15 protein-coding genes are annotated in these 25,655 nt (G+C 69.7%); 6 read left to right on the plus strand and 9 right to left on the minus strand.

The genetic code is table 11. The features are described 5' to 3' along the window. Positions 1 to 42: 42 nt before the first annotated feature. The 4 genes from INQ48_41070 to INQ48_41085 are packed head-to-tail and all read right to left on the minus strand — an operon-like array spanning position 43 to position 3,439. A complete protein-coding gene (locus tag INQ48_41070) occupies positions 43 to 891 on the minus strand; it encodes a transporter substrate-binding domain-containing protein (protein QRF61756.1) in 849 nt (282 codons plus the stop codon). Continuing rightward, positions 881 to 1,825, minus strand: coding sequence for a polysaccharide deacetylase family protein (locus INQ48_41075; GenBank protein QRF61757.1), 945 nt, complete (start codon positions 1,823 to 1,825; stop codon positions 881 to 883). Before INQ48_41075 ends, INQ48_41070 begins: the two co-directional genes overlap by 11 nt. After that, positions 1,822 to 2,772 (minus strand): polysaccharide deacetylase family protein, encoded by a 951-nt coding sequence (locus INQ48_41080; protein QRF61758.1) that lies wholly within the window; start codon positions 2,770 to 2,772, stop codon positions 1,822 to 1,824. The genes INQ48_41075 and INQ48_41080 overlap by 4 nt, the downstream gene beginning before the upstream one ends. A 4-nt stretch (positions 2,773 to 2,776) precedes the next feature. Continuing rightward, the gene (locus INQ48_41085) at positions 2,777 to 3,439 is read right to left on the minus strand and encodes a cysteine hydrolase (GenBank protein ID QRF61759.1); all 663 of its coding nucleotides are present in this window, start codon (positions 3,437 to 3,439) and stop codon (positions 2,777 to 2,779) included. 120 nt (positions 3,440 to 3,559) lie between these two features. Between INQ48_41085 and INQ48_41090 the strand changes: the two genes are divergently transcribed. Then, a complete protein-coding gene (locus tag INQ48_41090; protein ID QRF61760.1) occupies positions 3,560 to 4,330 on the plus strand; it encodes an IclR family transcriptional regulator in 771 nt (256 codons plus the stop codon). Positions 4,331 to 4,343: 13 nt separating this feature from the next. Here the strand turns inward: INQ48_41090 and INQ48_41095 are convergent, their stop codons facing one another. Then, positions 4,344 to 5,261, minus strand: coding sequence for a LysR family transcriptional regulator (locus tag INQ48_41095; GenBank protein QRF61761.1), 918 nt, complete (start codon positions 5,259 to 5,261; stop codon positions 4,344 to 4,346). 135 nt (positions 5,262 to 5,396) lie between these two features. Between INQ48_41095 and INQ48_41100 the strand changes: the two genes are divergently transcribed. After that, positions 5,397 to 6,455 (plus strand): SMP-30/gluconolactonase/LRE family protein, encoded by a 1,059-nt coding sequence (locus tag INQ48_41100; GenBank protein QRF61762.1) that lies wholly within the window; start codon positions 5,397 to 5,399, stop codon positions 6,453 to 6,455. Between the two features lie 37 nt (positions 6,456 to 6,492). Beyond that, positions 6,493 to 7,251: an SDR family oxidoreductase gene (locus INQ48_41105; protein QRF61763.1), complete on the plus strand. Its 759-nt coding sequence runs from the start codon at positions 6,493 to 6,495 to the stop codon at positions 7,249 to 7,251. A 27-nt stretch (positions 7,252 to 7,278) separates the two neighbouring features. Here the strand turns inward: INQ48_41105 and INQ48_41110 are convergent, their stop codons facing one another. The 3 genes from INQ48_41110 to INQ48_41120 all read right to left on the minus strand — a co-directional run bounded on the left by INQ48_41110 (position 7,279) and on the right by INQ48_41120 (position 9,034). Then, on the minus strand, positions 7,279 to 7,692 hold the full coding sequence (locus INQ48_41110) for a transcriptional repressor (protein ID QRF61764.1): 414 nt from the start codon (positions 7,690 to 7,692) through the stop codon (positions 7,279 to 7,281). A 129-nt stretch (positions 7,693 to 7,821) separates the two neighbouring features. Next, a complete protein-coding gene (locus INQ48_41115) occupies positions 7,822 to 8,013 on the minus strand; it encodes a hemin uptake protein HemP (protein ID QRF63191.1) in 192 nt (63 codons plus the stop codon). 199 nt (positions 8,014 to 8,212) lie between these two features. Next, a complete protein-coding gene (locus INQ48_41120) occupies positions 8,213 to 9,034 on the minus strand; it encodes an isocitrate lyase/phosphoenolpyruvate mutase family protein (GenBank protein ID QRF61765.1) in 822 nt (273 codons plus the stop codon). Here INQ48_41120 and INQ48_41125 point away from each other — a divergent pair. Together INQ48_41125 and INQ48_41130 are read left to right on the plus strand one after the other, a co-directional pair. Then, complete coding sequence (locus INQ48_41125; protein QRF61766.1) at positions 9,033 to 9,329, plus strand: hypothetical protein; 297 nt, start codon at positions 9,033 to 9,035, stop codon at positions 9,327 to 9,329. The two genes, INQ48_41120 and INQ48_41125, sit on opposite strands and share 2 nt — an antisense overlap. Before the next feature lie 77 nt (positions 9,330 to 9,406). Beyond that, a complete protein-coding gene (locus INQ48_41130) occupies positions 9,407 to 23,089 on the plus strand; it encodes an autotransporter-associated beta strand repeat-containing protein (GenBank protein ID QRF61767.1) in 13,683 nt (4,560 codons plus the stop codon). Positions 23,090 to 23,128: 39 nt separating this feature from the next. Here the strand turns inward: INQ48_41130 and INQ48_41135 are convergent, their stop codons facing one another. Beyond that, positions 23,129 to 24,082, minus strand: coding sequence for a LysR family transcriptional regulator (locus INQ48_41135; GenBank protein QRF61768.1), 954 nt, complete (start codon positions 24,080 to 24,082; stop codon positions 23,129 to 23,131). Positions 24,083 to 24,222: 140 nt separating this feature from the next. On the opposite strand from INQ48_41135, the gene INQ48_41140 reads away from it, so the two are divergent. Continuing rightward, positions 24,223 to 25,653 (plus strand): aldehyde dehydrogenase family protein, encoded by a 1,431-nt coding sequence (locus tag INQ48_41140; protein ID QRF61769.1) that lies wholly within the window; start codon positions 24,223 to 24,225, stop codon positions 25,651 to 25,653. Positions 25,654 to 25,655 lie beyond the last annotated feature (2 nt).

The following is a 25,655-nucleotide window of genomic DNA, read 5'->3' on the forward strand; positions in this document are numbered from 1 at the left end:
GCGTTCATGCGGGGCACTTCTGTCGGGTCATGGCCGCGGCCTTCATTTCTTGCAGTTCGCCGGATGCGGCGCGGCGTCGTGGCCGGGCAGGCCGGCCACGCCGTAGCCGGGTTCGACCGTGGTGGCGACCGAGCCGGCCGCGGGCGCGACGCCGAACCACTTCTCGTAGAGCCTGGCGACCTCGCCGCGCGCCTTGAGGCATTCGAGCGCGCCCTCGACCTCGTTGCGCAGCGCGACCGAGTCCTTGCGGAAGGCCATCGAGAACACCTCGCCGGTCGCATGCCGGTAGCCGGGCCGCAGCCGCGGGTTCTTCTTGACCGCCCAGGCGACCTCGGTGGTGTTGGTGAGCGCGGCCGCGCTGCGTCCCGAGATCACGGCGGCGATGGCGTCGTTGGTGGTGCCGTAGGACTCGACGATCCAGCCCGTGGTGGGCGCCTGCGCGCGCGCCCAGGCGTCGTAGGCCGCGCCCTTGTTGACCGAGATGGTCTTGCCGCGGTAGGACTCGAGCGTTTCGAGCGGCGCCGAGGCGGCCGTCACGAACTGGTAGTCGGTGTTGAGGAAGCCCTCGGTGAAGATCATGCTCTCGGCGCGCAGCGGCGTGGCCGTGACGGGCGCGCCGACGAAGTCGATGTTGCCGGCCTGCATCGCGGGGAACACGCCCGAGTACTGCATGGCCGCGACGTCGATCCTGCGTCCCAGCTGCGTGCCGATGGCCGCGAGCAGGTCGATGCTGAAGCCCTCGAGGCCGCCGCTGAGCCTGGTCATCGCGAAGGGCGCGGCCACGGGGTCGACCGCGGTGCGAAGCGGCGCCGGCTGCGCGAGCGCGGTGGAAGCGGTGAAGGCCACGAGGCCGAGCGCGAGCAGTGCCGCCTTGAGTGAGCTATGCAACATGCGGTCTTTCCTTGGAACAGTGGATGAATCGGTCGGCGATGTCGCCCGCGGTGGTGAGCAGCACGTCGCTGCGTTCGCGCAGCAGCTCGAGGGTCTGGCGCAGGTAGCGGATGCGGTGCGGCGCACCGAACAGCCAGGGATGGATGCCGATCGAGAACACGCGGCCCTCGGGCAGGGCCGCGGCGCCGTCGAGCATGTCGCGCACCAGGCCGGGAAAGCGCTCGGGCGCGATGCGCCGCAGGGCGATGGTCTGCACGTCGTCGAGCTCGGTGGGCGCGGGCAGCGCGACCAGCCCGCGCGGCAGCTCGCCGGTCGCCTGCCAGTAGGGCTGGTCGTCGTTCGGCCAGTCGAGCGTGTAGGCGAAGCCCGCTTCGCGCAGCAGTGCGCCGGTGCGCGGCGTCAGGCCGTGGTCCTGGCCGAGCCAGCCGCGCAGCGGCGCGGGGCAGGCCGAGGCGACGATGTCGCGGCAGGCGACGATGAACGCGCGCTCCTCGGCCTCGTCCATGCGCGCGCTGATCATGCGGTTGGCCGAGAAGCCGTGCACCGCCACCTCCCAGCCGCGCCGCACGATCTCGGCCACCAGCTCGGGATGGGTCTGGACCACGGCCGCGCCGAGCGCGACCGTGGGCGCGAAGCCGAATTCGTCGAGCAGCGAGAGGATGCGCCAGACGCCGACGCGGTTGCCGTAGGCGCGCGAGCTCCAGGTGCGGAACTCGGGCGCGAAGGTGCCGAACTCGCCCTTGAAGCGCGGGTCGCGCAGGCTGCCCTCGGGCGGCGCGAGCTCCCAGTGCTCGAGCTGCAGCACCAGGCAGGCCGCGAGCCGGCGCGTGCCGAACGAGAGCGCGGGGCGCGCGGGCAGCGGCTCGAAGTCGTAAAGCGCGTGGTCCATGCCGCGCGGTGCCGGCTGCGCGGAGGGCAGAGGCGAACCGCTCATGGCGCGGCTCCTGCTTGCGCGCGGATGGCGTCGCGAGTGGCATCGCGTGCCGCATCGGCCGCCAGCGTGGCCTCGTAGCCGTTGGCGTAGTACCAGTCGGCGATCTCCTCGCCGGTGGCGAACCACACCTTGTCGTGCGACGCGATGTGGCGCAGCGCCGCCTCGAGGTAGCGCAGGCGGTGCGGTCGGCCCATGATGTACGGGTGGAACGCGATGTTCATGACGCGCGGCTGCACCTCGCCCTCGGCATACAGCGTGTCGAACATGTCCTGCGCGATGCGCAGGAACTCGGGGCCCTCGGCGGCGCCGGCGTGCAGCACCGCGTCGTTGAGCTCGGTCTGGTAGGGCAGGCTGATGAGCCTGCCGCTGCGTACCGCGATCGGCGTCGGCTGGTCGTCGTGGTAGAGGTCGCAGTAGTACTTGAAGCCGGCCTCGGCCACGAGGTCGGGCGTGCGCAGCGTGTGCGAGATGGCCGGCGAGAACCAGCCCGCCATGCGCCGGCCCGTGAGGCGGCGGAAGCGCTCGACGCAGTTCGCGATCAGCGCGCGCTCGGCGTCCTCGTCGAGGTCCCAGAGGTACTGGGTGTTGTAGATGCCGTGGCACATCGTGTCCCAGCCGCGTGCCTCGCAGGCTTCCATGATCTGCGGATAGCGTTCGAAGTTGGCGAGGCTCAGCGACACCGTCGCGCGGATGCCGAGGCGATCGAACAGTTCGAAGATCGGCCAGACGCCGACGCGGTTGCCGTAGTCCTTGGCGCCGTAGCCGAGCACGTCGGGATGCGGCATGCGCGGCCAGGGGTCGCGCACGCGCACCGGGTCGGGCAGCCATTCGTAGTGCTCGAGGTTGGGACAGACCCAGACCGCGATGCGCGCGCCGCCGGGCAGCACGAGCCGGGGCCGTTGGAAGATGGAGCCGCCGCGCAGGCGGTCGGGGTCGCGCACCTGCATGGCGTCAGCGCGTCGCGGGCGCATCGGGCCAGGTCGCCAGCACTTCGGCGGCCGTGGCATGCGGATAGCGGGCGCGCATGAACTGCAGCGAGCCCTCGTGCAGCGCGGCGCTGGTGCTGCTCAGCAACTCGGGCACCGTCACCATGTAGTAGTCGTGGTAGGAGCCGCCGCGCAGCGTGGACTCCACGCAGCCCTCGGTCGAGTTGCCGACCAGCACCAGGGTCTGGATGCCGCGCGCGCGCAGCAGGCCGTCGAGCGGCGTGCGCACGAAGGCGTCGGGGCGGAACTTCTCCACCACCACGTCGCGCGGGCCGGGCACCAGCCCGTCGACCAGCTCGGCGCCCCAGCTGCCCTTGAGCGTGTACTCGGGCGTCTTGCCGTCGCGGCACTTGAAGCGCAGCCAGGCCGGCGAATCGCTCAGGCCGTGCGGCAGCGTGAGCTGGCGGATGAAGGCCACCATCACCTGCCGCGCCTGCACCTCGCGCACGAAGGCCGAGAGCGCGGGCACCGAGGCGGCGATGGCGCCGATGTCCTTGCCGTTGCGCGCGAAGTGGCCGTCGGGGTGGCAGAAGTCGTTCTGCATGTCGATCACCACGACGGCGGTGTGCCGCGGGTCGACCAGTTCGGCCAGCGTGTCGAGGACGGGAACGCCTTGGATGGTGCGCATGCTGTGGATCGCTTTCGGTTCTGAATTTCTATCTGGTAGAATTTATTTCTCTCTGATAGAAAATCATAGGCGAGCTCTTTCCACAAAGTCAAACTGGGGCAGACCCCGAGGAGCATGGACATGACGCCCAAGGGCAAGACAACGGCCGCGCGCAAGACGGCGGTCGCGGCCGATCCACAGGCCGATTCGCCGGCCGAGGCCGAGACCAGGGACAAGCCGCGCGTCGAGGCCGTCGAGCGCGCGCTGTCGGTGCTGGAGGCCTTCGCCGACGGCACGCCGCGCATGCCGCTGAGCGAGATCTCGGCGCGCACCGGCTTCTATCCGAGCACCGTGCTGCGGCTCTTCCATTCGCTCGAGCACTTCGGCTACCTGCACCGCGACGACGACGGCTTCTTCCGCCTCGGTCCCTCGCTGTGGCGGCTCGGCGTGCTCTACCAGAACACCTTCGACCTCGAGCGCCATGTGCGTCCCGTGCTCGACCGCCTCGTCGAGCGCCTGGGCGAGACCGCGGCCTTCTACATCCGAGAGGGCGACCGGCGCATCTGCCTGTACCGCCGCTTCGCCGCGAGTTCGATCGGCCATCACGTGGAGGAGGGCGCCGAGCTGCCGATGGACCGCGGCGCGAGCGCGCACGTGCTGATGGCCTTCACCGGCGCCGAGGGCGCGAAGTACGACGCGGTGCGGCGCGACGGGCTCTACGTGTCCTATGGCGAGCGCAATCCCGATGCGAACGCGATCGCGGTGCCGGTCCACGGACAGGGCGATGCCTTCGTCGGCGCGCTGAGCATCATCGGCCCGGTCAACCGGCTCGTGGGTGCCACCATCGACAAGAGCATTCCGGTGCTGCAGGAGGCCGCGCAGGCACTGGCGCGCAGCCTGCGCGGACGCTAGGAGCCTGCGCCGCTCAGCGGCTCAGCCGCTCGACCATGAAGTCGACGAACACACGCATCTTCGGCGGCAGCTGCCGGTCGGGCAGCCACACCGCCGAGATCGTGGGGCCGAAGGGCGGGCGCACGGTCCAGTCCGGCAGCAGCCGCACGATGCGGCCCTGGCGCAGGTCCTCGTCGACCACGAAATCGGGCAGCAGCGCCACGCCAAGCCCCTGGCGCACCGCGTCGCGCAGCGACTCGCTGCTGTTGACGAGCAGGTTGCCGCTCACGCGTACGGCGCGCACGTCGCGCGGGCCGTCGGCGCCATCGAAGCGCCAGAGCTGGTGGGTCTCGCCCTCGCCATAGCGCAGGCAGTTGAGGGTGGCCAGGTCCTCGGGGCTGGCGGGCGCGGCCACGCGCGATAGATAGCCGGGCGCCGCGCACAGCAGGTACGCGGTGCTGCCCAGCGGCCGCGCGACCGCGCCCGCGGGCAGCTCGCGCGTGGTGCGGATCGCGATGTCGAAGCCTTCTTCCGCCAGGTCCACCGAGCGGTCGAGCAGCACCAGTTGCACCCGCATCTCGGGATAGGCCTCGAGGAAGGCCGGCAGCGCGGGCGCGACGACCAGCCGCCCGAGCGTCATCGGCGCCGTGACGCGCAACAGGCCCATCGGCCGCTGCAGCAGCGAGGCGACCTCGCCGCCCGCGCTGCGGCACAGCGCGATCGCCTCGGCGGTGCGGTCGTACAGCGTCTGGCCGGCGGCGGTGGGGCTCAGGCTGCGCGTGGTGCGGCGCAGCAGCTGCACGTCGAGCAGCGTTTCCAGCCTTGCGATCTGCTTGCTCACGGCCGACTTGCTGGTGCCGAGCATGCGCGCGGCGCCGGTGAAGCTGCGGGCCTCGACGACGCAGGCGAACACGGCGATGCCGGCCATCTGTTCGGGAAGGTGGTCGCTCATGGCGGGAAACCTCGAAAGTAGCGAGAAGTCGGATTGTTTCCGAATGGAAACGGCAGGACTGAAATCCTCGCGATTGTCTCCAATTCGGCGCTGCCGAATACTGCGGCTCCCCCGACGACGCTTTCTTCTTCCGCCATGACGACCATCGCTTTCTTCCGTATCGCCGCCGTGCTGGCTTTCGGCGCGCTGTGCCTGCAGGCCGGCGCCGGCACCGCGCTGCCCCTGAAGCTCGAGGCGCGCGACCCCGCCGTCGCCGAGCTGCTCGCGGCCGACGCGCCGCTGGAACGCCTGGCGACCGGCTTCGGTTTCGCCGAGGGGCCGCTGTGGATCGGCGACGCGAAAGGCGGCCATCTGCTCGTGAGCGACATTCCCGCGAACGTGGTCTACAAGCTGGACCGCGACGGCAAGGCCAGCGTGTTCCTCGAGCGCAGCGGCTACCGCGGCGTCGACCTCTGGCGCGTCGGCATGCCGTTCAACAACCTGCGCGATGCCGGGGACGCGGGCTTCGAGCAGTTCAACCTCAGCGGCTCGAACGGGCTGGCGCGCGACCGGCAGGGCCGGCTGCTGATCGCGACCTGGGCCGGACGCTCCATCGACCGCATCGAGCGCAACGGTCGCCGCACGGTGCTGGCCGACCGCTTCGAGGGCCGGCGCTTCAGCGGCACCAACGATCTGGTGGTGCGCAAGGACGGCTCGATCTACTTCACCGACATGTTCGGCGGCCTGCTGAAGCTCGACAAGGATCCGACGCGCGAGCTCGAGCGCGCGGGCGTGTTCATGCTGCGCGACGGCAAGGTCACGCGGCTGGTCGACGACATCGCCGCGCCCAACGGCCTGGCCTTCTCGCCCGACCACCGGCTGCTGTATGTCGACGGCAGCGACGACCGCAAGGTGCGCCGTTACGAGGTGCGCGCCGACGGCACGCTAGGCGACGCACGCGTGCTGATCGACCTGAGCGCCGAGCCGGCGCCGGGCATCACCGACGGCATGAAGGTCGACACGCGCGGCAACCTCTGGCTCACGGGCCCGGGCGGCGTGTGGATCGTCGCGCCCGACGGCAGGCCGCTCGGCGTCATCGCTCTGCCCGAGGCGGCCACCAACCTCGCCTTCGGCGATGCCGACCGCCGCACGCTGTTCATCACCTCGCCGACCAGCGTCTACACGCTGCGCACGCGCGTCGCGGGGCTGCCCTGACCCATTCATTCATCAACGCAACAGGAGTGCATCGAACATGGATCTCAAACTCTCCGACAAGGTCGCGATCGTGACCGGCGCGAGCATCGGCGTGGGCCGCGCGATCGCGCGCTCGCTGGCCCAGGAGGGCGCCCGGCTGGCCATCGTCGCGCGCGGCAGGGAACGGCTCGAGGCGGTCGCCGACGCGCTCGCGGCCGAGGGCTTCGAACGGCCGCTGGTGCTGGCTTGCGACATCACGCAGCCCGACACGCCGTCCGTGGTGCGCGCCGCGGTGCTGGAAGCCTTCGGCAGCGCCGACATCCTCGTGAACAACGCGGGCGGCTCGCGGCCCTTCGAAGGACTCGGCACCGCGCGCCAATGGGAGGACGCGATGGCGCTGAACTTCCATGCGGCGCGCGAGCTGACCCATGCGCTGATCGACGACATGCGCGCGCGCGGCTTCGGCCGCATCGTGAACATCACGGGCGGGGACGAGCCGGTGGCGATCAACGGCGCGGTGCCGCCCAATGGCGCGACGCACATCTGGGCCAAGGCGCTGTCGCGCCACGTCGCGAAGGACGGCATCACGATCAATTCGATTCCGCCGGGACGCATCCACTCCGAGCAGGTCGACCACAAGCTGCTGCCGACCGAGGAGGCGCAGCGGCGCTGGGTGGAGGAGAACTGTCCCGCGGGCTATATCGGCGAGCCCGAGGACCTGTCGGTGCTGGTGGCGTTCCTGTGTTCGCCGCTGGCGCGCTACATCACGGGCCAGGTGATCCACGTCGATGGCGGGGCGCGGCGCTTCTCGCACTGAGGCGCGCGCGGGGCGCGGCCGCGCCGGCTAACGCCGCGCGCCGAAGGCCGTGACCACGTAGTCGGAGAGCTCGAAGCCCAGCTCCGACGCGATGACCTTGAGGCGGTTCTCGATCTCGGGGTCGAAGAATTCGAGCACGTCGCCGGTCTTGGTGCACACCAGGTGGCCGTGGTGGCGTTCGCGGTCGTTGAGTTCGTAGACGGCCTTGTTGTTGCCGAGCTGGCTCTTCTTGAGCAGGCCCGTCTGCTCGAACTGGGCCAGCACACGGTAGACGGTGGCCAGGCCGAGGTCGGTCTGCTCGGCCAGCAGCTGGCGGTAGACGTCTTCCGCCGCCATGTGCCGCTGCTTGCTGGTGCGGAACAGGTCCAGCACCTTCAGGCGCGGCAGGGTGGCCTTGAGCCCGGTCTGCTTCAGGTCGGGAGCGGCGGCGTGCTCGTCCATGCGCGTGCGTCCGGTCGATGTTCGTCGGCGTGGGAAAAAAATGCATGGCTGGCCGGTGAACCGATGGCTAGCAAAAAACGACCCTTGGAGACCGTTGAGTCTCGGAGTCGCCCCACGATGAAACTGAAACTACTTGGTCAGGATGAGCTTGCCCAGCTTGGTGGCCTGCAGCCTGTACACGAATCCGTTGTGCGAGATCTCGACCACCTTCTGGCCGCGCAGCAGCGCCGCGCTGTCGAGGCTGGCCGTCGAGAGCGCCGCGGCTTCGCGAGCGACTTCGTCGGCGAGCACCGGCGCGTGCACGAAGGCCTCGGCCGCCAGGGCGACGGGCTGCGGCGTCGCGGCGCGGCGTACGCGCAGGGTCGGACGGTGGCTCGTCAGTCCCGACGGGGACGGTTGGCTTCCTTGAGAGAGGAGAGCTTGCATGGTGGCGGTGGTCGCTTCGCAATGAAGCTGGTTGGTGACTTGGCTCGACTATAGCACTGAATGAGAGTGATTCGCATTAATGAAAGATGAATTTTCAGTCGATGGATGAAAAGAGCGCATTGAGATCGCCGACCGACGGCATGCGTTCGTCCATCGCATCGAAGCGACCCTGCGCGAAGGCCTCGCTCGCGAGCTGGCCCACCAGGCCCAGCGCCGCCTGCAGCGGACCGCAGCCGAGGCTGATGCGGCGCGCGCCGGCCTGGGCGAGGGTCTCGGCCGTGGGCGCGCCCGCATAGCCCGCGTACACGTTCACCGGCAGGGCGAGCGCGCGCGACAGGCGCGCGATCTCCTCGGGGCTCGACAGGCCGGGCACGAAGATGCCGTCCGCGCCCGCCGCCGCGCAGAGCGTGGCGCGGCGCAGCGTTTCCTCGAAGCGCGCCGCCGGGTCGTCCCAGGGGACGATGTGGGTGTCGGTGCGCGCATTGATGAAGAAGCGCCCATCGAGCGCGCGGATCGCCGCGATGCGCTCGCACAGCACCTCGGGCGGCGCCAGCTCGCGCGTGCCCGGCCGCGTGCCGTCTTCGATGTTGATGCCGGCCACGCCCAGGTCGATGAGCGCGGCCGCCACGTCGCGCACCGCCTGCGTGCTGTCGCCATAGCCGCGTTCGAGGTCCACGCTCATCGGCACGCGCGACACGCGGCGGATGCGCGCGCAGGCCGCGACCAGCTCATCGGCGGGCATTCGTTCGCCGTCCGCATAGCCGAGCGACCACGCGATGCCCGCGCTGGTGGTGGCGATGGCGCTCGCGCCCGCGCGCTCGATGACGCGGGCGCTGGCGGCGTCCCAGGCGTTGACGAGGATCAGGGGGGCGGGGCCCGAATGCAGGCGGTGGAAAAGGTCGCTTTGGGATGACATGGGCTATGGCGGTTGGGACGAAGGTGGCCAAAGCTTAGGAAAGGCGCGACGCAGCGGCTTGGAAAAAACTGCGGTCGCGACCCTTGAAAGTGCTGCCGGCAAGAGCGTGTCTCGTCCGAAGAAAGCCGCCATTTGCCGGGTCAATAACAACAGATGCCGCCCGAAGTTTCCCGATTTCATCTTTATTCGGATTTCAGGAACCAAGATCTCCAACGTGGCTGTTCTGACCAGGGAAGGCTGCACTGTTTTCTCTTTGCAACGGCCCGCGCTCAAGACTGACGAAAAGCTGAACTAACAGTTATGAACCATTGCGGTGCAATTCATAATTGTGTCAAAACGTTCTAACCGTCAACAAGGCATCGAGACATCCCCATGAACATCGCCTTCAGAAGCCTCTGGAATGCAGCCACTGGTAGCTGGGTCGCCGTACCGGAAACGACCCGGTCCTGCGGCAAGCGCAGCGTATCGACCACCGTTGCGGGCGCGGCGCTTGCCCTGTTCGCGACGAGCTTCTTCCCCGCCCAGGCGGCATGCACGACCGCTGGCAGCAACGTGACCTGCAGCGGGGCGGCCAACCCGCTCGCGCCGAACTTCGCCAATGGCTCCAATAACCTGAACGTCACGGTGAACCCGAGCGGCAGCGTGGGCGTGCTCCTGGGCGTGGGCGGCAATGCGATGACGCTCACGGGCTCCAACGACACGCTGACCAACAACGGCCGGATCGATCCGACCCTCCTGGGCACGGGCCTGGGCGTGTTGTCGTCGGGCGTGGTCATGGGCAACGCGACGGCCAGCACGCAGACGGTGACCAACAACGGCATCCTCGGCGGGACCCGGGGGCTGTCGTTGGGGCTGACCGGCATGGCGCTGGCGATTCAGAACGGGGCTGGAGGCACATCGAACATCACCAACACGGGCACCTTGTCCACGTCCCCCATCATCGGGGCTACCTTGAGCGCTCCCGACGCAGGCGTGATGGTGGGCTACGGCGGTGGACAGGTGAACGTGGACAATTCCGGCACCATCACCGGGCGCGTCGGATTGGGCTCCTCGGCCGGGGGCAATACCTTCACCAATTCGGGCATCGTGAATGGCAGCGTCTCCCTCGGCGCCAACAGCACCAACCAGTTCGTGGCGACGACCGACTCGTCGGTCAACGCGGCGGGGGGCGTGGCTCCGGCGGTCAATCTCGGCATCGGCGCCGTCACGGTCAATTTCGCCGCCGCGGGCATGGTCGACGGCGGCTCGGGCGGCAACAACACGCTGCGCCTGCGGCAGGGCACGTCGCTCACGGGCACCATCGCCAACGGCAGCTTTCTCAATTTCAACAAGCTCGATGTCGAAAGCGGCACCTGGACGTTGAACGGCGCCTCGGGCGTGAGCCAGGCGACGCTGGGATCGGGGGCGACCGCCGTGGTCGACAACGCGCTGTCGCTGGGCAAGGGCACGGTCACTTCGAACGGCGGGGCGCTGGAAACCGCGGTACCCGGTCTCTCGCTCGCCAACGACGTCGTTCTGGGCACCGGCGGGCTGATCTTCACGGGCGCGAACGGCGTGCAACTCTCGGGCGCGATCTCGGGTGGCGGGGACCTCACGCAAGCCAGCGGCGCCACGCTGGTGCTCAGCGGCAACAACGTCTACACGGGCGACTCGGTCGTGCTCAATGGCGTGCTGCAGGTCGCCAGCGACGCCAATCTCGGCTTGGGCAGGCTCGTGCTCGATGGCGGTACGCTCGCATCGACCGGCGATCTGACGAGCGCGCGCAGCGTGGTGGTCAGGGCCAACACGGGGAGCATCACGAGCACGGGCTCCGCCATCGCTCTGACCGGCGCCATCGACGGTGGCGGGGCGCTGAGCATTCAGGCGAACGGTGGCGCGATCTCGCTCACGAACAACGCCAACGACTTCCGCGGCTTCGTCAACCTCGCGGGTGGCGCCACGCAGATCAATGCCGCCAATTCCCTGACGCTGGGCAACATCGCGACCGGTGCGCTGACGGCCGTGAGCGGCGGCACGCTGTCGCTCGGGCAAGGCAGTGCCGCATCGATCGATTCCACCAGCGCAAGCGGTGCCGTCGTCCAGGGCGGGGCGATCAGCGTCGTCGGCGCGACCACCGTCTCCGCTTCGGGGGGCGCTGGCGCCATCACGCTCAACAACGCGGGCAACGACTTCGGCGGCGTGGTGCATCTGACCGGGGGGTCGACGGAGATTGCCGACGCGAACGCATTGACGCTGGGCAACCTCGCAACCGGCGACCTCACCGCAACCAGCAACGGGGCGCTCTCGCTCGGCCAGGGAAGCGCAGCCTCGATCAATGCCACGAGCAACAACGGCGCCATCGTTCAGTCCGGTCCGCTGGCGGTCGCCGGCACCACCACGCTGAATGCAGGCACGGGCACCATCACGCTGACGGAAGCGACGAACAGCTTCGGCGGCGCATTGGGCATCGCCGGCGGCAACACCGCGATCGCCGCGGCCTCCGACCTGACGCTGGGCGACGGCTCGGTCGGCGGCACGCTGGCTCTCACGAGCGGCGGCGCGATCACCCAGACCGGTTCGCTGTCGGTCGTCGGCACCAGCAGCTTCGGCGCCACGGGCGCCATCGCGCTGACCGATGCGAACAACGATTTCGGCGCCGCGGTCAGCCTCCAGGGCAGCAGCATCGCCATCCGCGACCGCAACGACCTCACCGTGTCTTCGCTGACCAACGGCACCAATGGCAGCGTCTCGGTGATCGCCGGCGGCCAGCTCGTGCTGCCGAGCCAGGCCATCGATGCCGGCACCGGCAACGTGGTCCTCGCCGCGGAAGGCGGGCAACTGGGCATCAGCAACGCCGTGCGCGGCGCCAACGTCACGCTGGGCGGTCGCGACGGCATTGCATTGGCCGCCGATGTCGAGACGGCCGGCACCTTGAGCCTGAACAGCAGCCAGGGCATCGCGCAGTCCAGCGGCACGATCACCGCGGGCACGCTGACCGGCAGTGCCGCGGGCGCGGTCACGCTGTCCAACGAGGCCAACCAGATCGGCACCCTCGGCGACTTCAGCGCGCAGGGCCTGACCGTGAAAAGCGGTCTCCAGCTGAACGTCACCGGCAAGGTGGACGGCGGTGCCGGCACCTACCTGATGGGAAGCAACCTCTCGATCTCCGGCACGGTGAGCGCGACCGACACGGTGTTGTTCTCGACCGGCGCGATCGGGCAGACGAGTTCTGGCGCGATCGTCGCCGACACCCTGAGCGGCACCGCCGTGGGCGTCGTCAACCTGACCGGCGCCAACATGGTCGCGACCCTCGGCGATTTCGACGCCGGCAGCGTTCCCGGTACCGGCGATTTCAGCTTCGCCAATGGACGGGCACTGAGCATCACCGGCAAGGTCGCCGCCGACAATCTCTCGTTCGACGTGAGCAACGGCGCGGTGGTGACGGGCTCGCTGACGACGAGGGTCCCGGGCGGCACGACCACGATTGCCTCGGGCACCCGGCTGCAGATCGGCGCCGGCGGCACGGCGGGCAGCATCTCGGGCGACGTGGTTGCCAACGGCGAGCTGGCCTTCGATCGTTCCGACACCGTGAGCTTCGGCGGCAGCATCGGCGGGTCCGGCAGCCTGACGCAGGCGGGCAGCGGCAGCCTCGATCTCACCGGTGCCAGCACCTATGCGGGCGGCACGACGGTGGCCGTGGGCACGTTGAGCGTGAACAACAAGAGCGGCAGCGCGACCGGCACGGGTGACGTGCAGGTGCAGGCCGGTGCGACGCTCGCGGGCACCGGCAGCATCGCGGGCGCCGTCACGGTCGACAAGGGCGGCGTGCTGTCGGCGGGCAACGGCGGCGCCGGCACGCTCACCCTGGGCAGCCTCAGCCTGAATGCGGGCTCGGTGCTGAACTACGAGCTCGGCCAGGCCGGCGTGGCCGGTGGCTCGCTCAACGACCTGATCGACGTCAACGGCAACCTGCAGCTCGACGGCACGCTCAACGTGAGCGAGACCGCCGGCGGCAAGTTCGGCGCGGGCCTGTACCGCCTCATCAACTACACGGGCACGCTGACCGACAACGGCCTGGACATCGGCACCGCACCGACGGACGCGAAGAACCTCCAGATACAGACCGCGGTGGCGAACCAGGTCAACCTGGTCAACAGCGAAGGCGTGACGCTCACGCTGTGGGACGGCAGCGACCCTGCGAACTTCAACGACGGCAAGGTCGCGGGCGGCAGCGGCACCTGGCGCGCGGGCGGCTCGACCGCGAGCTGGACCGGCATCGACGGCCAGCTCAATGGCGGCTGGCAGCAGGATGGCGTCGCCATCTTCAGCGGGCAGGCCGGTACCGTCACGGTGGACAACAAGGGCGCGGGCGGTGCGGTGCGCATCGGCGGCGCGCAGTTCGCGGTCGACGGCTACACCATCAACGGCGACCCGCTCACGATCAGCGCACCCCAGACGGTGGTGCGCGTGGGCGACGGCACGGCCGCCAGCGCGGGCATGACCGCGACCATCAACGCGGCCATCGGCGGCGCGGGCGGGCTGGTCAAGGACGACGGCGGCACGCTGGTACTGGGCGGCAACAACAGCTACGCGGGCGGCACCACGGTCAAGGGCGGCATCCTGCAGATCTCGGCCGACAACAACCTCGGCGCGGCGGGCACGGGCCTCTCGCTCGATGGCGGCACGCTGCGCATTGCCACGGGTTCCGGGTCGCTCTTCGTTCCGCGGACGGTGGCGTTGGGCACGGGCGGCGGCACCCTCGATGTCGGCAACAGCAACTTCGCGGTGGGCGGTCCCATCAGCGGCAAGGGGCAACTCACCGTCACGGGCAAGGGCGGCGGCTTCAGCCTGGTGGCGGCCAACAGCTACAGCGGCGGCACGGTGCTGCAGGACGCGGTGACCGTCTCCACGGTTGCCAGCGGCGTGTTCGGCAGCGGCGCCGTGCAGCAACAGGGCAACGGTTCCTTCGTGTTCCTGCTGGGCTCGGCCAGCGCCGGCAGCAACAGCTACAGCGTCGGGCGCGCGGCCACGGGCGACATCAACAACCGGCTCGCGTTCGGGCAGACCGCGACGGGCGGCAGCGCGAACATCACGGTCAACGGTTCGGGCTGGCAGTCGCCGGCCGGCAATGCACTGCAGTTCGGCGACAACGCGACCGCCGGCTCGGCCACGATCAACAACCTGGGAGGCTCGGTCTACTTCCTGCAAAGCGGCAGTGCCGGTGGCGCGACGATCGCCAATGGCAACAACAGCCTCTTGAGCTTCATTGGCTCGGCCACGGCCGCCAACGCGAAGATCAGCAACGCGAAGGGCAGCCTGGTCTACTTCGCCGACAGCAGTTCGGGCGCGGGTGCCACGATCGGCAACACCGCGGGCGGCGTGGTCGACGTGTCGGGCTCGACCGCCAAGACCGGTGTCGAACTCGGTTCGCTCTCGGGCGCGGGCGGTGTCGTTCTCGGCGCCACGCGGCTCACCGTGGGCGGGCTGAACACCAGCGATGCCATCTCGGGCGCCGTCAGCGACAAGGGCAGCGTGTTCACGCAACCGGGCTCGGGCACGGGCGGCTCGATCGTCAAGGTGGGCAGCGGCACGCTCGCGCTGAGCGGCGCCAACAGCTACACCGGCGGTACCACGGTGGCGGCCGGCACGCTCAGCGTGAACAACGCGATAGGCAGCGCGACCGGCACGGGCGCGGTGCAGGTGCAGTCGGGCGCGACGCTCGCGGGCAGCGGCAGCATCGCGGGCGCGGTCACGGTGGCCAATGGCGGCGCACTGTCGGCAGGCAACGCGGGCGTGGCCGGAGGTGCAGGCACGCTGACCGTGGGCAGTCTCGACCTGGGCGCGGGCTCGGTGCTGAACTACCAACTCGGCCAGGCCGGCGTGGCCGGCGGCTCGCTCAACGACCTCATCAACGTCAACGGCAACCTGCAGCTCGACGGCACGCTCAACGTGAGCGAGACCGCCGGCGGCAAGTTCGGAGCGGGCCTGTACCGCCTCATCAACTACACGGGGACGCTGACCGACAACGGCCTGGACATCGGCAGCGCGCCCACGGGCAAGCTCGCCGTGCAGACCTCGGTCGCGAACCAGGTCAACCTGCTCAACAGCGATGGCCTGGTGCTCAACCTCTGGGACGGCGGCAACAGCGCCAACTTCAACGACGGCAAGATCGCCGGCGGCTCGGGTACCTGGCGCGCGGGCGTGCCCGGCGACAACTGGACCGACGCCAACGGCCTGGCCAACGGCACCTGGGTGCAGGACGGCTTCGCGATCTTCAGCGGCCAGGCCGGCACCGTCACGGTCGACAACAAGGGCGGGTTCGGGCCGGTGCGCCTGGGCGGCGCGCAGTTCGCGGTCGACGGCTACACCATCAACGGCGACCCGCTCACCATCAGCGCCCCCCAGACGGTGGTGCGCGTGGGTGACGGCACCGGCGCCAGCGCGGGCATGACCGCGACCATCGCCGCTTCGATCGGCGGCGCGGGCGGGCTGGTCAAGGACGATGGCGGCACGCTGGTGCTCACCGGCAGCAACAGCTACACGGGCGGCACCACCATCAAGGGCGGCATCCTGCAGATCTCGGCCGACAACAACCTCGGTGCCTTCGGCACGGGGCTCGCGATCGACGGCGGCACCTTGCGCATCGCGGCCGGCTCTGCGCCGTCTTTCGCTTCGCGCGCGCTCGTGCTGGGCGCGGGCGGCGGCACCATCGATCTGGGCAACAGCCTCTTCGGCCTCGGCGGTCCTATCAGCGGCAACGGCCTGCTCACCGTCACGGGCAAGGGTGGCAACCTCGGCCTGGTGGCGGCCAACAGCTACAGCGGCGGCACCGTGGTGCAGGGCGGCGCGAGCATCGGCGTCGGCGCGAGCGGGGCCTTCGGCAGCGGCGCGGTGCAGCAGCAGGGCAGCGACACGTGGGTGTACTTCTACAACTCGGCCAGCGCCAGCGCCGCCGGCAACAGCTACACCATCGCGCGCGCCGGCACGGCCGACAGCAACAACCGCCTGAGCTTCAGCGCGAACTCGACCGCTGGCAACGCGACCATCACGGTCAATGGCACGGACTGGAAGTCGCCAGTGGCGAACTACCTGCTGTTCGGCGAGAACACGAGCGCCGGCACGGCCACCATCTTCAACCAGGGCGGCTCGGTCTACTTCCAGCAGGCCTCGACCGCGGCCAGCGCAACCATCGCCAATGGCGCCAACAGCGCCCTGAGCTTCCTGGGCACGTCCAGCGTCGGCAGCGCGAAGATCAGCAACGCGAAGGGCGGTCTCGTCTACTTCGCCGAAAGTGCCTCGGGCGCGGGTGGGTCGATCTCCAACGCCGCGGGCGGCGTGGTCGACGTGTCGGGCTCGATCGCCAAGACCGGTGTCGAACTGGGCTCGCTCTCGGGCGCCGGTGGCGTGGTGCTCGGCGCCACGCGGCTCACGCTCGGCGGCCTCGGCACCAGCGATGCCCTCTCCGGCACGGTCAGCGACAAGGGTGGTGCCTTCGGGGTACCCGGCCCGGGCGTAGGCGGCTCCATCGTCAAGGTGGGCGCGGGCACGCTCACGCTGAGCGGCGCGAACACCTACACCGGCGGTACCACTGTCGCGGCGGGCACGCTCGCCGTGAACAACGCCAGCGGCAGCGCGACCGGCACGGGCGCGGTACAGATCCAGGGCGGCTCGACGCTCGCGGGCAGCGGCAGCATCGCGGGCGCGGTGAGCATCGCCAAGGGCGGCGTGCTGTCGGCAGGCAACGGCGGTCCCGGCACGCTGACGGTGGGCGGCCTGAGCCTCGCCGACGGCGCGGTGCTCAACTACCAGCTCGGCCAGGCCAACACCGTGGGCGGTCCGCTCAACGACCTTGTCAACGTCAACGGCGACCTGCGCCTGGACGGCACGCTCAACGTCGCGCAGTCCACGGGCGGCAGCTTCGGCGCGGGCCTGTACCGGCTCATCAGCTACACCGGCGGCCTGATCGACGCCGGCCTGGACATCGGCACCGCGCCGGGCGCCAAGACCGACCTGCAGGTGCAGACCTCGGTGTCCAAGCAGGTCAACCTGGTCAACCGCGCGGGCCTGTCGCTGAACTTCTGGGATGGCGGCGACCCGAGCAAGTACAACGACGGCCAGATCGCCGGCGGCAGCGGCACCTGGCGCGTGGGCGTGCCGGGCGACGGCTGGACCGGCGCCGACGGCAAGATCAACGCCGCGTGGGTGCAGGACCAGTTCGCCGTCTTCAGCGGCAGCGCCAGCATCGTCAGCGTGGACGGCGGCAACGGCACCGTGCGCATCGCCGGCGCGCAATTCGCCACCGACGGCTACCGCGTGCAGGGTGACGCGCTCCAACTCGGCAACGCGGCCACCACCGTCCGCGTGGGTGACGGCACCGCGGCCAGCGCGGGCATGACGGCGACCATCGCGTCGTCGCTCACCGGCACGGGCGGCCTGGTCAAGGAAGACCTGGGCACGCTGGTGCTCGAGGGCGCCAACAGCTACAGCGGCGGCACCACCGTCAAGGGCGGCATCCTGCAGATCGCATCGGACGCCAACCTCGGCGCGGCCAGCGGTGGCCTCGCGCTCGAAGGCACCACCTTGCACGTGACCGGCGACACCGCGAGCACACGCGCCGTGAGCCTTGGCGCGGGCAGCAACACCTTCGACATCGACCTGAGCCGCACCGTCGCGCTCAATGGCGCGGTCAGCGGCGCGGGCGGCCTGCGCAAGACCGGCGCGGGCACCCTGCAGCTCGGTGCGGCCAACGGCTACGCGGGCGGCACCGAAGTGGCGGCGGGTTCGCTGCAGGCACTGGTCACGGGCGCGCTGGGCACGGGGCCGGTGTCGGTGGCGGGCAATGCCTCGCTGGCCTTCACCGACAAGGCCGACGCGGGCAAGCTCGCGATCACCTTGGCACAGCGCGGCAGTGCGCCGACCGACAACGGCGGCTTCCTGGCCTTCAGCGACAGCAGCTCGGCCGGCAGCGCGACCATCACGGCGAACAAGGACGCCACGGTCGAGTTCCGCGATACCTCGAGCGCGGGCAATGCGGTGATCGAGAACCGCGGCGGCATCACCACCCTGTGGTTCAACGCGAACGCAGGCAAGGCGCAGATCACCAACTTCGATGGCGGACAGATCAACCTGCTCGACGATGCGAGCGCCGGACAGGCGCGCTTCGTCAACGAGAGTGGCGGCCTGATCGACCTGTTCGACCGCGTCAGCGCGGACCAGGCCACGGTGGTGAACAACGCGGGCGCGCGGCTGCGCATCGGCAACCTGACGAATGCGGGCGTGGGCATCGGCTCGCTCGAAGGCGCGGGCAGCGTGCTGCTGGGCGCGAAGGCGCTGACCACGGGTGGGTTGAACACCAGCACGACGGTGTCGGGCACGATCAGTGGTGCGGGTGGTTCGCTCGTCAAGGTGGGCAGCGGCACGCTCGAATTGAGCGGAGCGAACACCTATACCGGCGGCACCACCATCGCCGCGGGGACGCTGGCGGTGAACAACGCGAGCGGTAGCGCAACAGGAACTGGCGGCGTGCAAGTTCAGTCCGGCGCAACGCTCGCAGGCAATGGCAGCGTCGCAGGCGCAGTCAGCATCGCCAAGGGCGGCATCCTGTCGGCGGGCAACGGCGGCGTCGGCACGCTGACGCTCGGCGGCCTGAACCTCGCCGAAGGCGCGGTGCTCAACTACGACCTGGGCCAGGCCAACACGGTCGGCGGCGCGCTCAACGACCGCGTGCAGGTCAACGGCAACCTGCAGCTCGACGGCACGCTCAATGTGGCGCAATCGAAGGGCGGCGTATTCGGCGCGGGCATCTATCGCCTCATCGACTACACCGGCAGCCTGACCGACAACGGTCTGGACATCGGCAGCGCGCCGATCGCGGCCAAGGACCTTCAGGTGCAGACCTCGGTGGCCAAGCAGGTCAATCTGGTGAACCGCACGGGCCTGTCGCTGAACTTCTGGGATGGTGGCGACAACACCAAATACAACGACGGCAAGATCGCGGGCGGCACGGGCACCTGGCGTGTGGGCGTGCCGGGTGACGGCTGGACTGGTGCCGACGGCAAGATCAACGCGGCCTGGGCGCAGGATCAGTTCGCGGTGTTCAGCGGCACGGGCGGCACGGTCACGGTCAGCAACGCAGGCGGCACGGTGCGCATCAACGGCGCGCAGTTCGCGGCCGATGGCTATGTGCTGCAGGGCGATGCGATCGAGCTGGGTGCGTCGGGCACGGTGGTGCGTGTGGGCGATGGATCGGGTACCGATACCACGCGCAGCGCGAGCGTGAATGTGGCGTTGACCGGCGCGGGCGGCCTGGTCAAGGACGACGTGGGTCGCCTGATCCTCGGCGGCACCAACACCTACACCGGCGGCACGACCGTGAAAGCCGGCGTTCTGCAAGGCAACACGGCGAGCCTGCAAGGCGGCATCGTCAACGATGCGGAAGTCGTGTTCGACCAGGCCAAGACCGGCAGCTATGCCGGCGCGATGAGCGGCACGGGCAAGCTGCGCAAGATCGGTGCGGGCACGCTGACGCTGAACAGCGTGAACAGCTACGCGGGCGGCACCTTCGTCGACGCGGGCACCTTGGCCACCGACGTGACCGGTGCACTCGGCAGCGGCGCGGCGAGCGTGGCTTCGGGCGGCACGCTGCAACTGGGTGGCGGCTTCGATGCCGGCACCACGGCCATCGGCAACCAAGGCACGGTGCGCTTCCAGGACAAGGCGAGCGCGGGCACGTCGACGATCACCAATGCCGCGGGCGGTGTGCTGGCCTTCGCGGACGACGCGACGGCCGACAAGGCCACGGTGCTCAACCAGGCCGGCGCGCAGGTGCGCATCGACCAGTCGACCACGGGCGTGAGCTTCGGCTCGCTGAGCGGCGCGGGCGAGTTCGTGCTCGGCGCCAAGGCGCTCACGCTGGGCGCGAGCGGCGACAGCACCACGCTGTCGGGCACGATCAGCGGCAATGGCGGATCGGTCGTCAAGGTGGGCGCTGGCACGCTGACGCTCACGGGCGCGAACACCTATACGGGCGGCACCACGGTGGGCGCGGGCACGCTGAGCGTGAACAACAAGAGCGGCAGTGCGACGGGCACGGGTGCCGTGCAGGTGCAAGCGGGCGCGACGCTCGCGGGCAGTGGCAGCATCGCGGGCGCGGTGACCATCGACAAGGGCGGCATCCTCGCTGCGGGCAACAGCCCCGGCACGCTGACGCTCGGTGCGCTCACGCTCGCGGGCGGCTCCACGCTCAACTACGAGTTGGGCCAGGCCGGCGTTCCTGGCGGCGCGCTCAACGACCTGATCAACGTGACGGGCAACCTGCAACTCGATGGCACCTTGAACGTCGCGCAGTCGGCGGGCGGCAGCTTCGGGCCTGGCTTGTATCGCTTGATGAGCTACGGCGGCAGCTTCACCGACAACGGTCTGGACATCGGTACGGTGCCGGGCTCGGCCAAGGCAGCCGATCTGCAGGTTCAGACCTCGGTGGCGAACCAGGTCAACCTGGTGAACCGCGCGGGCCTGTCGCTGAACTTCTGGGATGGCGGCGACAGCACGAAGTACAACGATGGCCAGATCGCCGGCGGATCGGGCACCTGGCGCGTGGGCAATCCGCAGCCCTCGATGGATGCCTGGGCCGACATGGACGGCAAGCTCAACGGCAACTGGGCGCAGAACCAGTTCGCGGTGTTCGGCGGCAAGGCTGGCACCGTGACGGTCGATGCGGCCGGCGGCGCGGTGCGCATCGCCGGTGCGCAGTTCGCCACCGATGGCTATGTGGTGCAGGGTGATGGCATCGTGGTGGATAACGCCAACTCGGTGATCCGCGTGGGTGATGGCACGGCCGCGGGTGCGACCATGACCGCGACCCTCAATGTGGCGCTCAGCGGCACGGGCGGCATCTCGAAGGAGGATGCCGGCCGGTTGATCCTCGGTGGCACGAACACCTACACGGGCGGCACGACGGTGAAGGGCGGCGTCCTGCAGGGCAGTGCGACGAGCCTGCAAGGCAATATCGTCAACAACGCCGAAGTCGCGTTCGATCAGGGCAAGACTGCCGGCACCTATGCGGGCGTGATGAGCGGCACGGGCAAGCTGCGCAAGATCGGCACGGGCATCTTGACCTTGAGCAGCGCCAACAGCTACAGCGGCGGCACGCTGGTCGATGCGGGCACGCTAACGACTGACACCACGGGTGCGTTTGGCTCGGGTCCCGCCAGCATCGCTTCGGGCGCCACGCTGCAGTTCGGCGGCAAGGCGGACGCAGGCAAGCTCGCGATCGCCAATGCAGGCACCTTGCGTCTGCAAGACACCGCGAGCGCGGCAGGCGCCACGGTGATCAACGCAGCGGGCGGACAGGTACGCATCGATCTGACGACCACGGGCACGAGCATTGGCTCGCTTGGCGGCGCGGGCGATGTAGTGCTCGGCGCGAAGGCGCTGACCACCGGCGCGCTCGGCATGGACAACACGATCTCGGGCGCCATCACCGGCACCACGGGCTCGCTCGTCAAGGTCGGCGCAGGCACGCTCACGCTGTCGGGCACGTCCAGCTATAGCGGAGAGACCCGCATCGCAGCAGGCACCCTGAAGGCCGGCGCGACCAACGCCTTCAGCGCCGCATCGAGCGCTGTGGTCGCCAGCGGCGCCACGCTCGACCTCGGCGGCTTCAGCCAGAAGATGGCCGGCCTGACCAACGCCGGCACTGTCTCCCTGCTCGGCACCGTCCCAGGCACGACCTTGACGCTGACCGGCCCCTACGTCGGCAACAACGGCGTGCTGCGCCTCGGCGCCAAGCTCGACAACCCCGGCATCGCAGACCGCCTGGTGCTCGATGGTGCATCGGCCAGTGCGAGTGGCAAGACCACAGTGCAGGTCACCAACCTAGGCGGCCTGGGCGCACGCACCAGCGGCGCGGGCATCGAGCTGATCAGCGCGAAGAACGGCGCCACCACCACCGCGCAAACCAGCAAGGACGCCTTCGTGCTCTCGGGCGGCCGCGTCGATGCCGGTGCCTACGAGTACCGCCTGTACGCAGGCGATGCGGGTGGTGAAGGCGAGAACTGGTACCTGCGCACCGAGGCAGAACCCGGAGCCTCGCTGCCGACCTACCGCGCCGAAGCCTCCCTCTTCGCAGCACTTCCGAACCAGCTGCGCCAAAGCAACCTCGGCATGCTCGCAAGCCTGAGCCAGCGCATCGGCGACGACGACGTACGCGGCAGCGGCGGTGCGAGCTCGAGCATCGACGGCGGCAACCGCCGCGCCTGGGGCCGTCTGATCTCCACCGACATGGACATCCGCCAGGGAGGCACCGTCTCGCCGCATGCCGAGGGCCGCGTGAGCGGGCTGCAGGCCGGCACCGACCTGTGGGCCAATGCGAACTGGCGCGCGGGCATCTACGTGGGCCAGCTCGAGGGCGACACGCGTGTCAGCGGCTTCAGCAGCGGTCTCCTGAACGGCGCCGCGGGTCGCAATGACCTGCGCAGCCAGTACCTGGGCCTGTACGGCACGTTCACCAGCGACGACGGCTTCTATGCAGACACCGTGCTTCAAGCCGGCCGCCATCGCTACACGGTGCAGCCGCAACTGAGCGCCGGCGTCACGGGCAAGGGCAACAGCTTCCTGGCCTCGATCGAGGTCGGCAAGGCCTTCGCGCTGGGCACGGGCGGCTGGTCGGTGGAGCCGCAGCTGCAGCTGATCCATCAGCGCCTGCGCCTGGACGACGTGGCGATCCCCGGTGCGCTGGTGCAGCAGGACGCCGACAGCAGCTGGACCGCACGCGCGGGCGTTCGCATCAAGGGCAGCTTCGCGACGGGCGCGGGCACGCTGCAGCCGTATGCGCGCCTGAACGTCTATCGCAGCTCGAAGGGCAACGACATCGCCCGGTTCGTGAACCCGGCGGCGATCACGCCGGTGGGCGCGCCGATCGGCGGCACGAGCACGGAACTGGCCGCAGGCTTCACGCTGGCACTGAGCCAGCGCACGAGTCTGTATGGCGAACTCGGCAAGCAGTGGGCTTCGGGTGGCGTGGCGCGCGTGGGCAGCTCGGTCAATGCAGGGGTGGGCGTTCGCGTGAAGTGGTGAGGCTGAGGGCCGGGCAGGCGGCAGGCGCGATAACCGCGACTACGCCCGCCCGTTCTCGCCCGAGGCCCGGATCCACTTCGCCCCGGTCCACTCGCCGCTGTCGACCGCGGCCTCCATGCAGCGCTTGAGTTCGCCCACCACGCATTGCACCGCCGTGGAGCTGCGCCGCGTCGTCGGCAGCGCCAGGTAGATGCTGCGCGCGAACTCGGGCGCCGCGATCGGGGCGGCCGACAGCAGGCCGCGTTCGAGCTCGCTGCGGATGGCGACCGCCGGCAGCACCGAGAACCCCACGCCCTGAACGACGAGGTCGCGCTGGACCGACAGCGCATTGGTCTCGGCCGCGATCCGAAACGGCACGTCGGCGACCGCGCATGCATGCTCCACGAGCCCGCGCAGGATGTGCGGCTGGCTCGGCAGCACCAGCGGCGCCTGACCCAGCGCGCGCACCTTCACGGGCTTCTTCAGCGAGAGGCCGTGCGCCGCCGGCGCGGTGAGGCACAGCACCTCCTTGAGCAAGGGCTCCAGACTCACGCTCGGCCGTTGCGGGGCGTCGTACAGTAGCGCCATGTCGAGCTCGCCCGTCTCCAGCCAGCGCGCGAGATGGTCGGTGTAGCCCACCGACAGCGACACCTGCACGCCGGGGTAGCGGTCCTTGAGCGCCAGCACCAGCGGCGCGGCGAGCAGCTCGCAGCTGCTCGGCAGCAATCCCACGTTGACGATGCCCGCGATCGACGGGCCCGAGGGCTGGATCTCCGACCTCGCGTTGTCGAGCTCGCGCAGCGCGCGCCGCGAGTACTCCACGAGCGTGCGGCCCGCATCCGTCAGCACCATGCCGCCGCGGCTGCGCTCGAACAGCAGCGCGCCGAGGTCGTCCTCCAGCAGCTTGAGCTGCCGCGAGATCGCGGGCTGCACCACATGAAGAAGCTCGGCGGCGCGCGTCACGCTGCCGGTGTCCGCGATCGCCAGAAAGGCCCGAATCTGCCGCGTGTCCATCGCGTCTCCTGCCAGCAAAAAAAGTGATTTATCGATCAGAAATGGTAATTCGACGGCATGTGAAATGCAAATTTATGATCCCCCCACTTCACACCGGCACCCGCATCCGCGAGTGGCCCGGCAGCCCAGGAGACAGGACCATGGACATTCAGAAGAACCTCATCGGCGGCGAATGGATCGCCGGCCAGGAATCGATCGCCAGCATCAATCCGTCGGACACCCACGACGTGGTGGGCCATTTCGCGCTGGCCGACGCGGCACAGGTCCGCCAGGCCGTGGCGGCCGCGCGCGCCGCCCAGCCGGCCTGGGCGGCAACCACCACGCAGGTCCGCAGCGACCTGCTGCAACGCACGGCGCACGAGCTCTTCGCGCGCCGCGAGCAGATCGGCGAACTGGTGTCGCGCGAAGCCGGCAAGACGCGCGCCGAAGGCATCGGCGAAGTCACGCGCGCCAGCCAGATCTTCGGCTTCTTCGCCGGCGAGGCCGTGCGCTACGGCGGCGAGAACCTCCCTTCGGTGCGGCCGAGCATCGGCGTGCAGACCAGCCGCGAGCCGATCGGCGTGGTGGGCCTGATCACGCCGTGGAACTTCCCCATCGCCATCGCCGCATGGAAGATCGCGCCCGCGCTCGCCTTCGGCAACACGCTGCTGCTCAAGCCTTCCGAAGAGACGCCCGCGGTGGCGAGCGAACTCTTCCGCGTGCTCGAGCGCAACGGCCTGCCCGCTGGCGTCGCCAACCTGGTGAATGGCCATGGCGCGGTCGCGGGCGCGGCCATCGTCGATGGCGTCGACGCACTGAGCTTCACGGGCAGCGTCGCCACCGGCCGCAAGCTGGCGCAGTCCGCGGTCGCGAAGATGGTGCGCGTGCAGCTCGAGATGGGTGGCAAGAATCCGCTCGTCGTGCTCGACGACGCCGACCTGCCGCAGGCGGTCGAGTGCGCGCTGAACGGCGCCTTCTTCTCGGCCGGCCAGCGCTGCACCGCATCCAGCCGGCTGATCGTCACCGACGGCATCCACGACCGCTTCGTCGAGGCCCTGCGCGCACGCATGCGCGAGGTGCAGGTGGGCCACGCCCTGGCGGCGGGCACCGACATCGGCCCGGTGATCAACCAGCGCCAGCTCGACATGATCCAGCGCTACATCGCGGTCGGCAAGGACGAGGGCGCCCGGCTCATCGAAGGCGGCAACGTGCTCGAGCGTTCGACGCCCGGGTTCTTCATGGCGCCCACGCTGTTCGTCGACACCCGCAACGACATGCGCATCAATCGCGAGGAGGTGTTCGGCCCGTTCGCCACGGTGATCCGCGCCCGCGACTACGAGGAAGCGCTCGCGCTGGCCAACGACACCGAATACGGCCTGTCGGCAGGGATCTGCACCCAGTCCCACAAGCACGCGACCCACTTCCGCCTGAACGTGAAGAGCGGACTGGCCATGGTCAACCTGCCGACCGCGGGCCTCGACTACCACGTGCCCTTCGGCGGCACCAAGGGCTCGAGCTTCGGCCCGCGCGAGCAGGGAAGCTACGCGGCGGATTTCTACACGCTGACCAAGACCGCCTACATCGGGCATTGATA

Origin of the sequence: Variovorax paradoxus, from assembly GCA_016806145.1 — a bacterium.
Lineage (GTDB): Bacteria > Pseudomonadota > Gammaproteobacteria > Burkholderiales > Burkholderiaceae_C > Variovorax.

Bases quoted from the DNA above. Each gene is read 5' to 3' on its own strand.
- INQ48_41095 (QRF61761.1), bottom strand. From the start codon at position 5,261: ATGAGCGACCACCTTCCCGAACAGATGGCCGGCATCGCCGTGTTCGCC.
- INQ48_41130 (QRF61767.1), top strand. From the start codon at position 9,407: ATGAACATCGCCTTCAGAAGCCTCTGGAATGCAGCCACTGGTAGCTGG.
- INQ48_41100 (QRF61762.1), top strand. From the start codon at position 5,397: ATGACGACCATCGCTTTCTTCCGTATCGCCGCCGTGCTGGCTTTCGGC.
- INQ48_41090 (QRF61760.1), top strand. From the start codon at position 3,560: ATGACGCCCAAGGGCAAGACAACGGCCGCGCGCAAGACGGCGGTCGCG.
- INQ48_41135 (QRF61768.1), bottom strand. From the start codon at position 24,082: ATGGACACGCGGCAGATTCGGGCCTTTCTGGCGATCGCGGACACCGGC.
- INQ48_41075 (QRF61757.1), bottom strand. From the start codon at position 1,825: ATGAGCGGTTCGCCTCTGCCCTCCGCGCAGCCGGCACCGCGCGGCATG.
- INQ48_41085 (QRF61759.1), bottom strand. From the start codon at position 3,439: ATGCGCACCATCCAAGGCGTTCCCGTCCTCGACACGCTGGCCGAACTG.
- INQ48_41140 (QRF61769.1), top strand. From the start codon at position 24,223: ATGGACATTCAGAAGAACCTCATCGGCGGCGAATGGATCGCCGGCCAG.
- INQ48_41120 (QRF61765.1), bottom strand. From the start codon at position 9,034: ATGTCATCCCAAAGCGACCTTTTCCACCGCCTGCATTCGGGCCCCGCC.
- INQ48_41105 (QRF61763.1), top strand. From the start codon at position 6,493: ATGGATCTCAAACTCTCCGACAAGGTCGCGATCGTGACCGGCGCGAGC.
- INQ48_41125 (QRF61766.1), top strand. From the start codon at position 9,033: ATGGGCTATGGCGGTTGGGACGAAGGTGGCCAAAGCTTAGGAAAGGCG.
- INQ48_41080 (QRF61758.1), bottom strand. From the start codon at position 2,772: ATGCAGGTGCGCGACCCCGACCGCCTGCGCGGCGGCTCCATCTTCCAA.
- INQ48_41110 (QRF61764.1), bottom strand. From the start codon at position 7,692: ATGGACGAGCACGCCGCCGCTCCCGACCTGAAGCAGACCGGGCTCAAG.
- INQ48_41070 (QRF61756.1), bottom strand. From the start codon at position 891: ATGTTGCATAGCTCACTCAAGGCGGCACTGCTCGCGCTCGGCCTCGTG.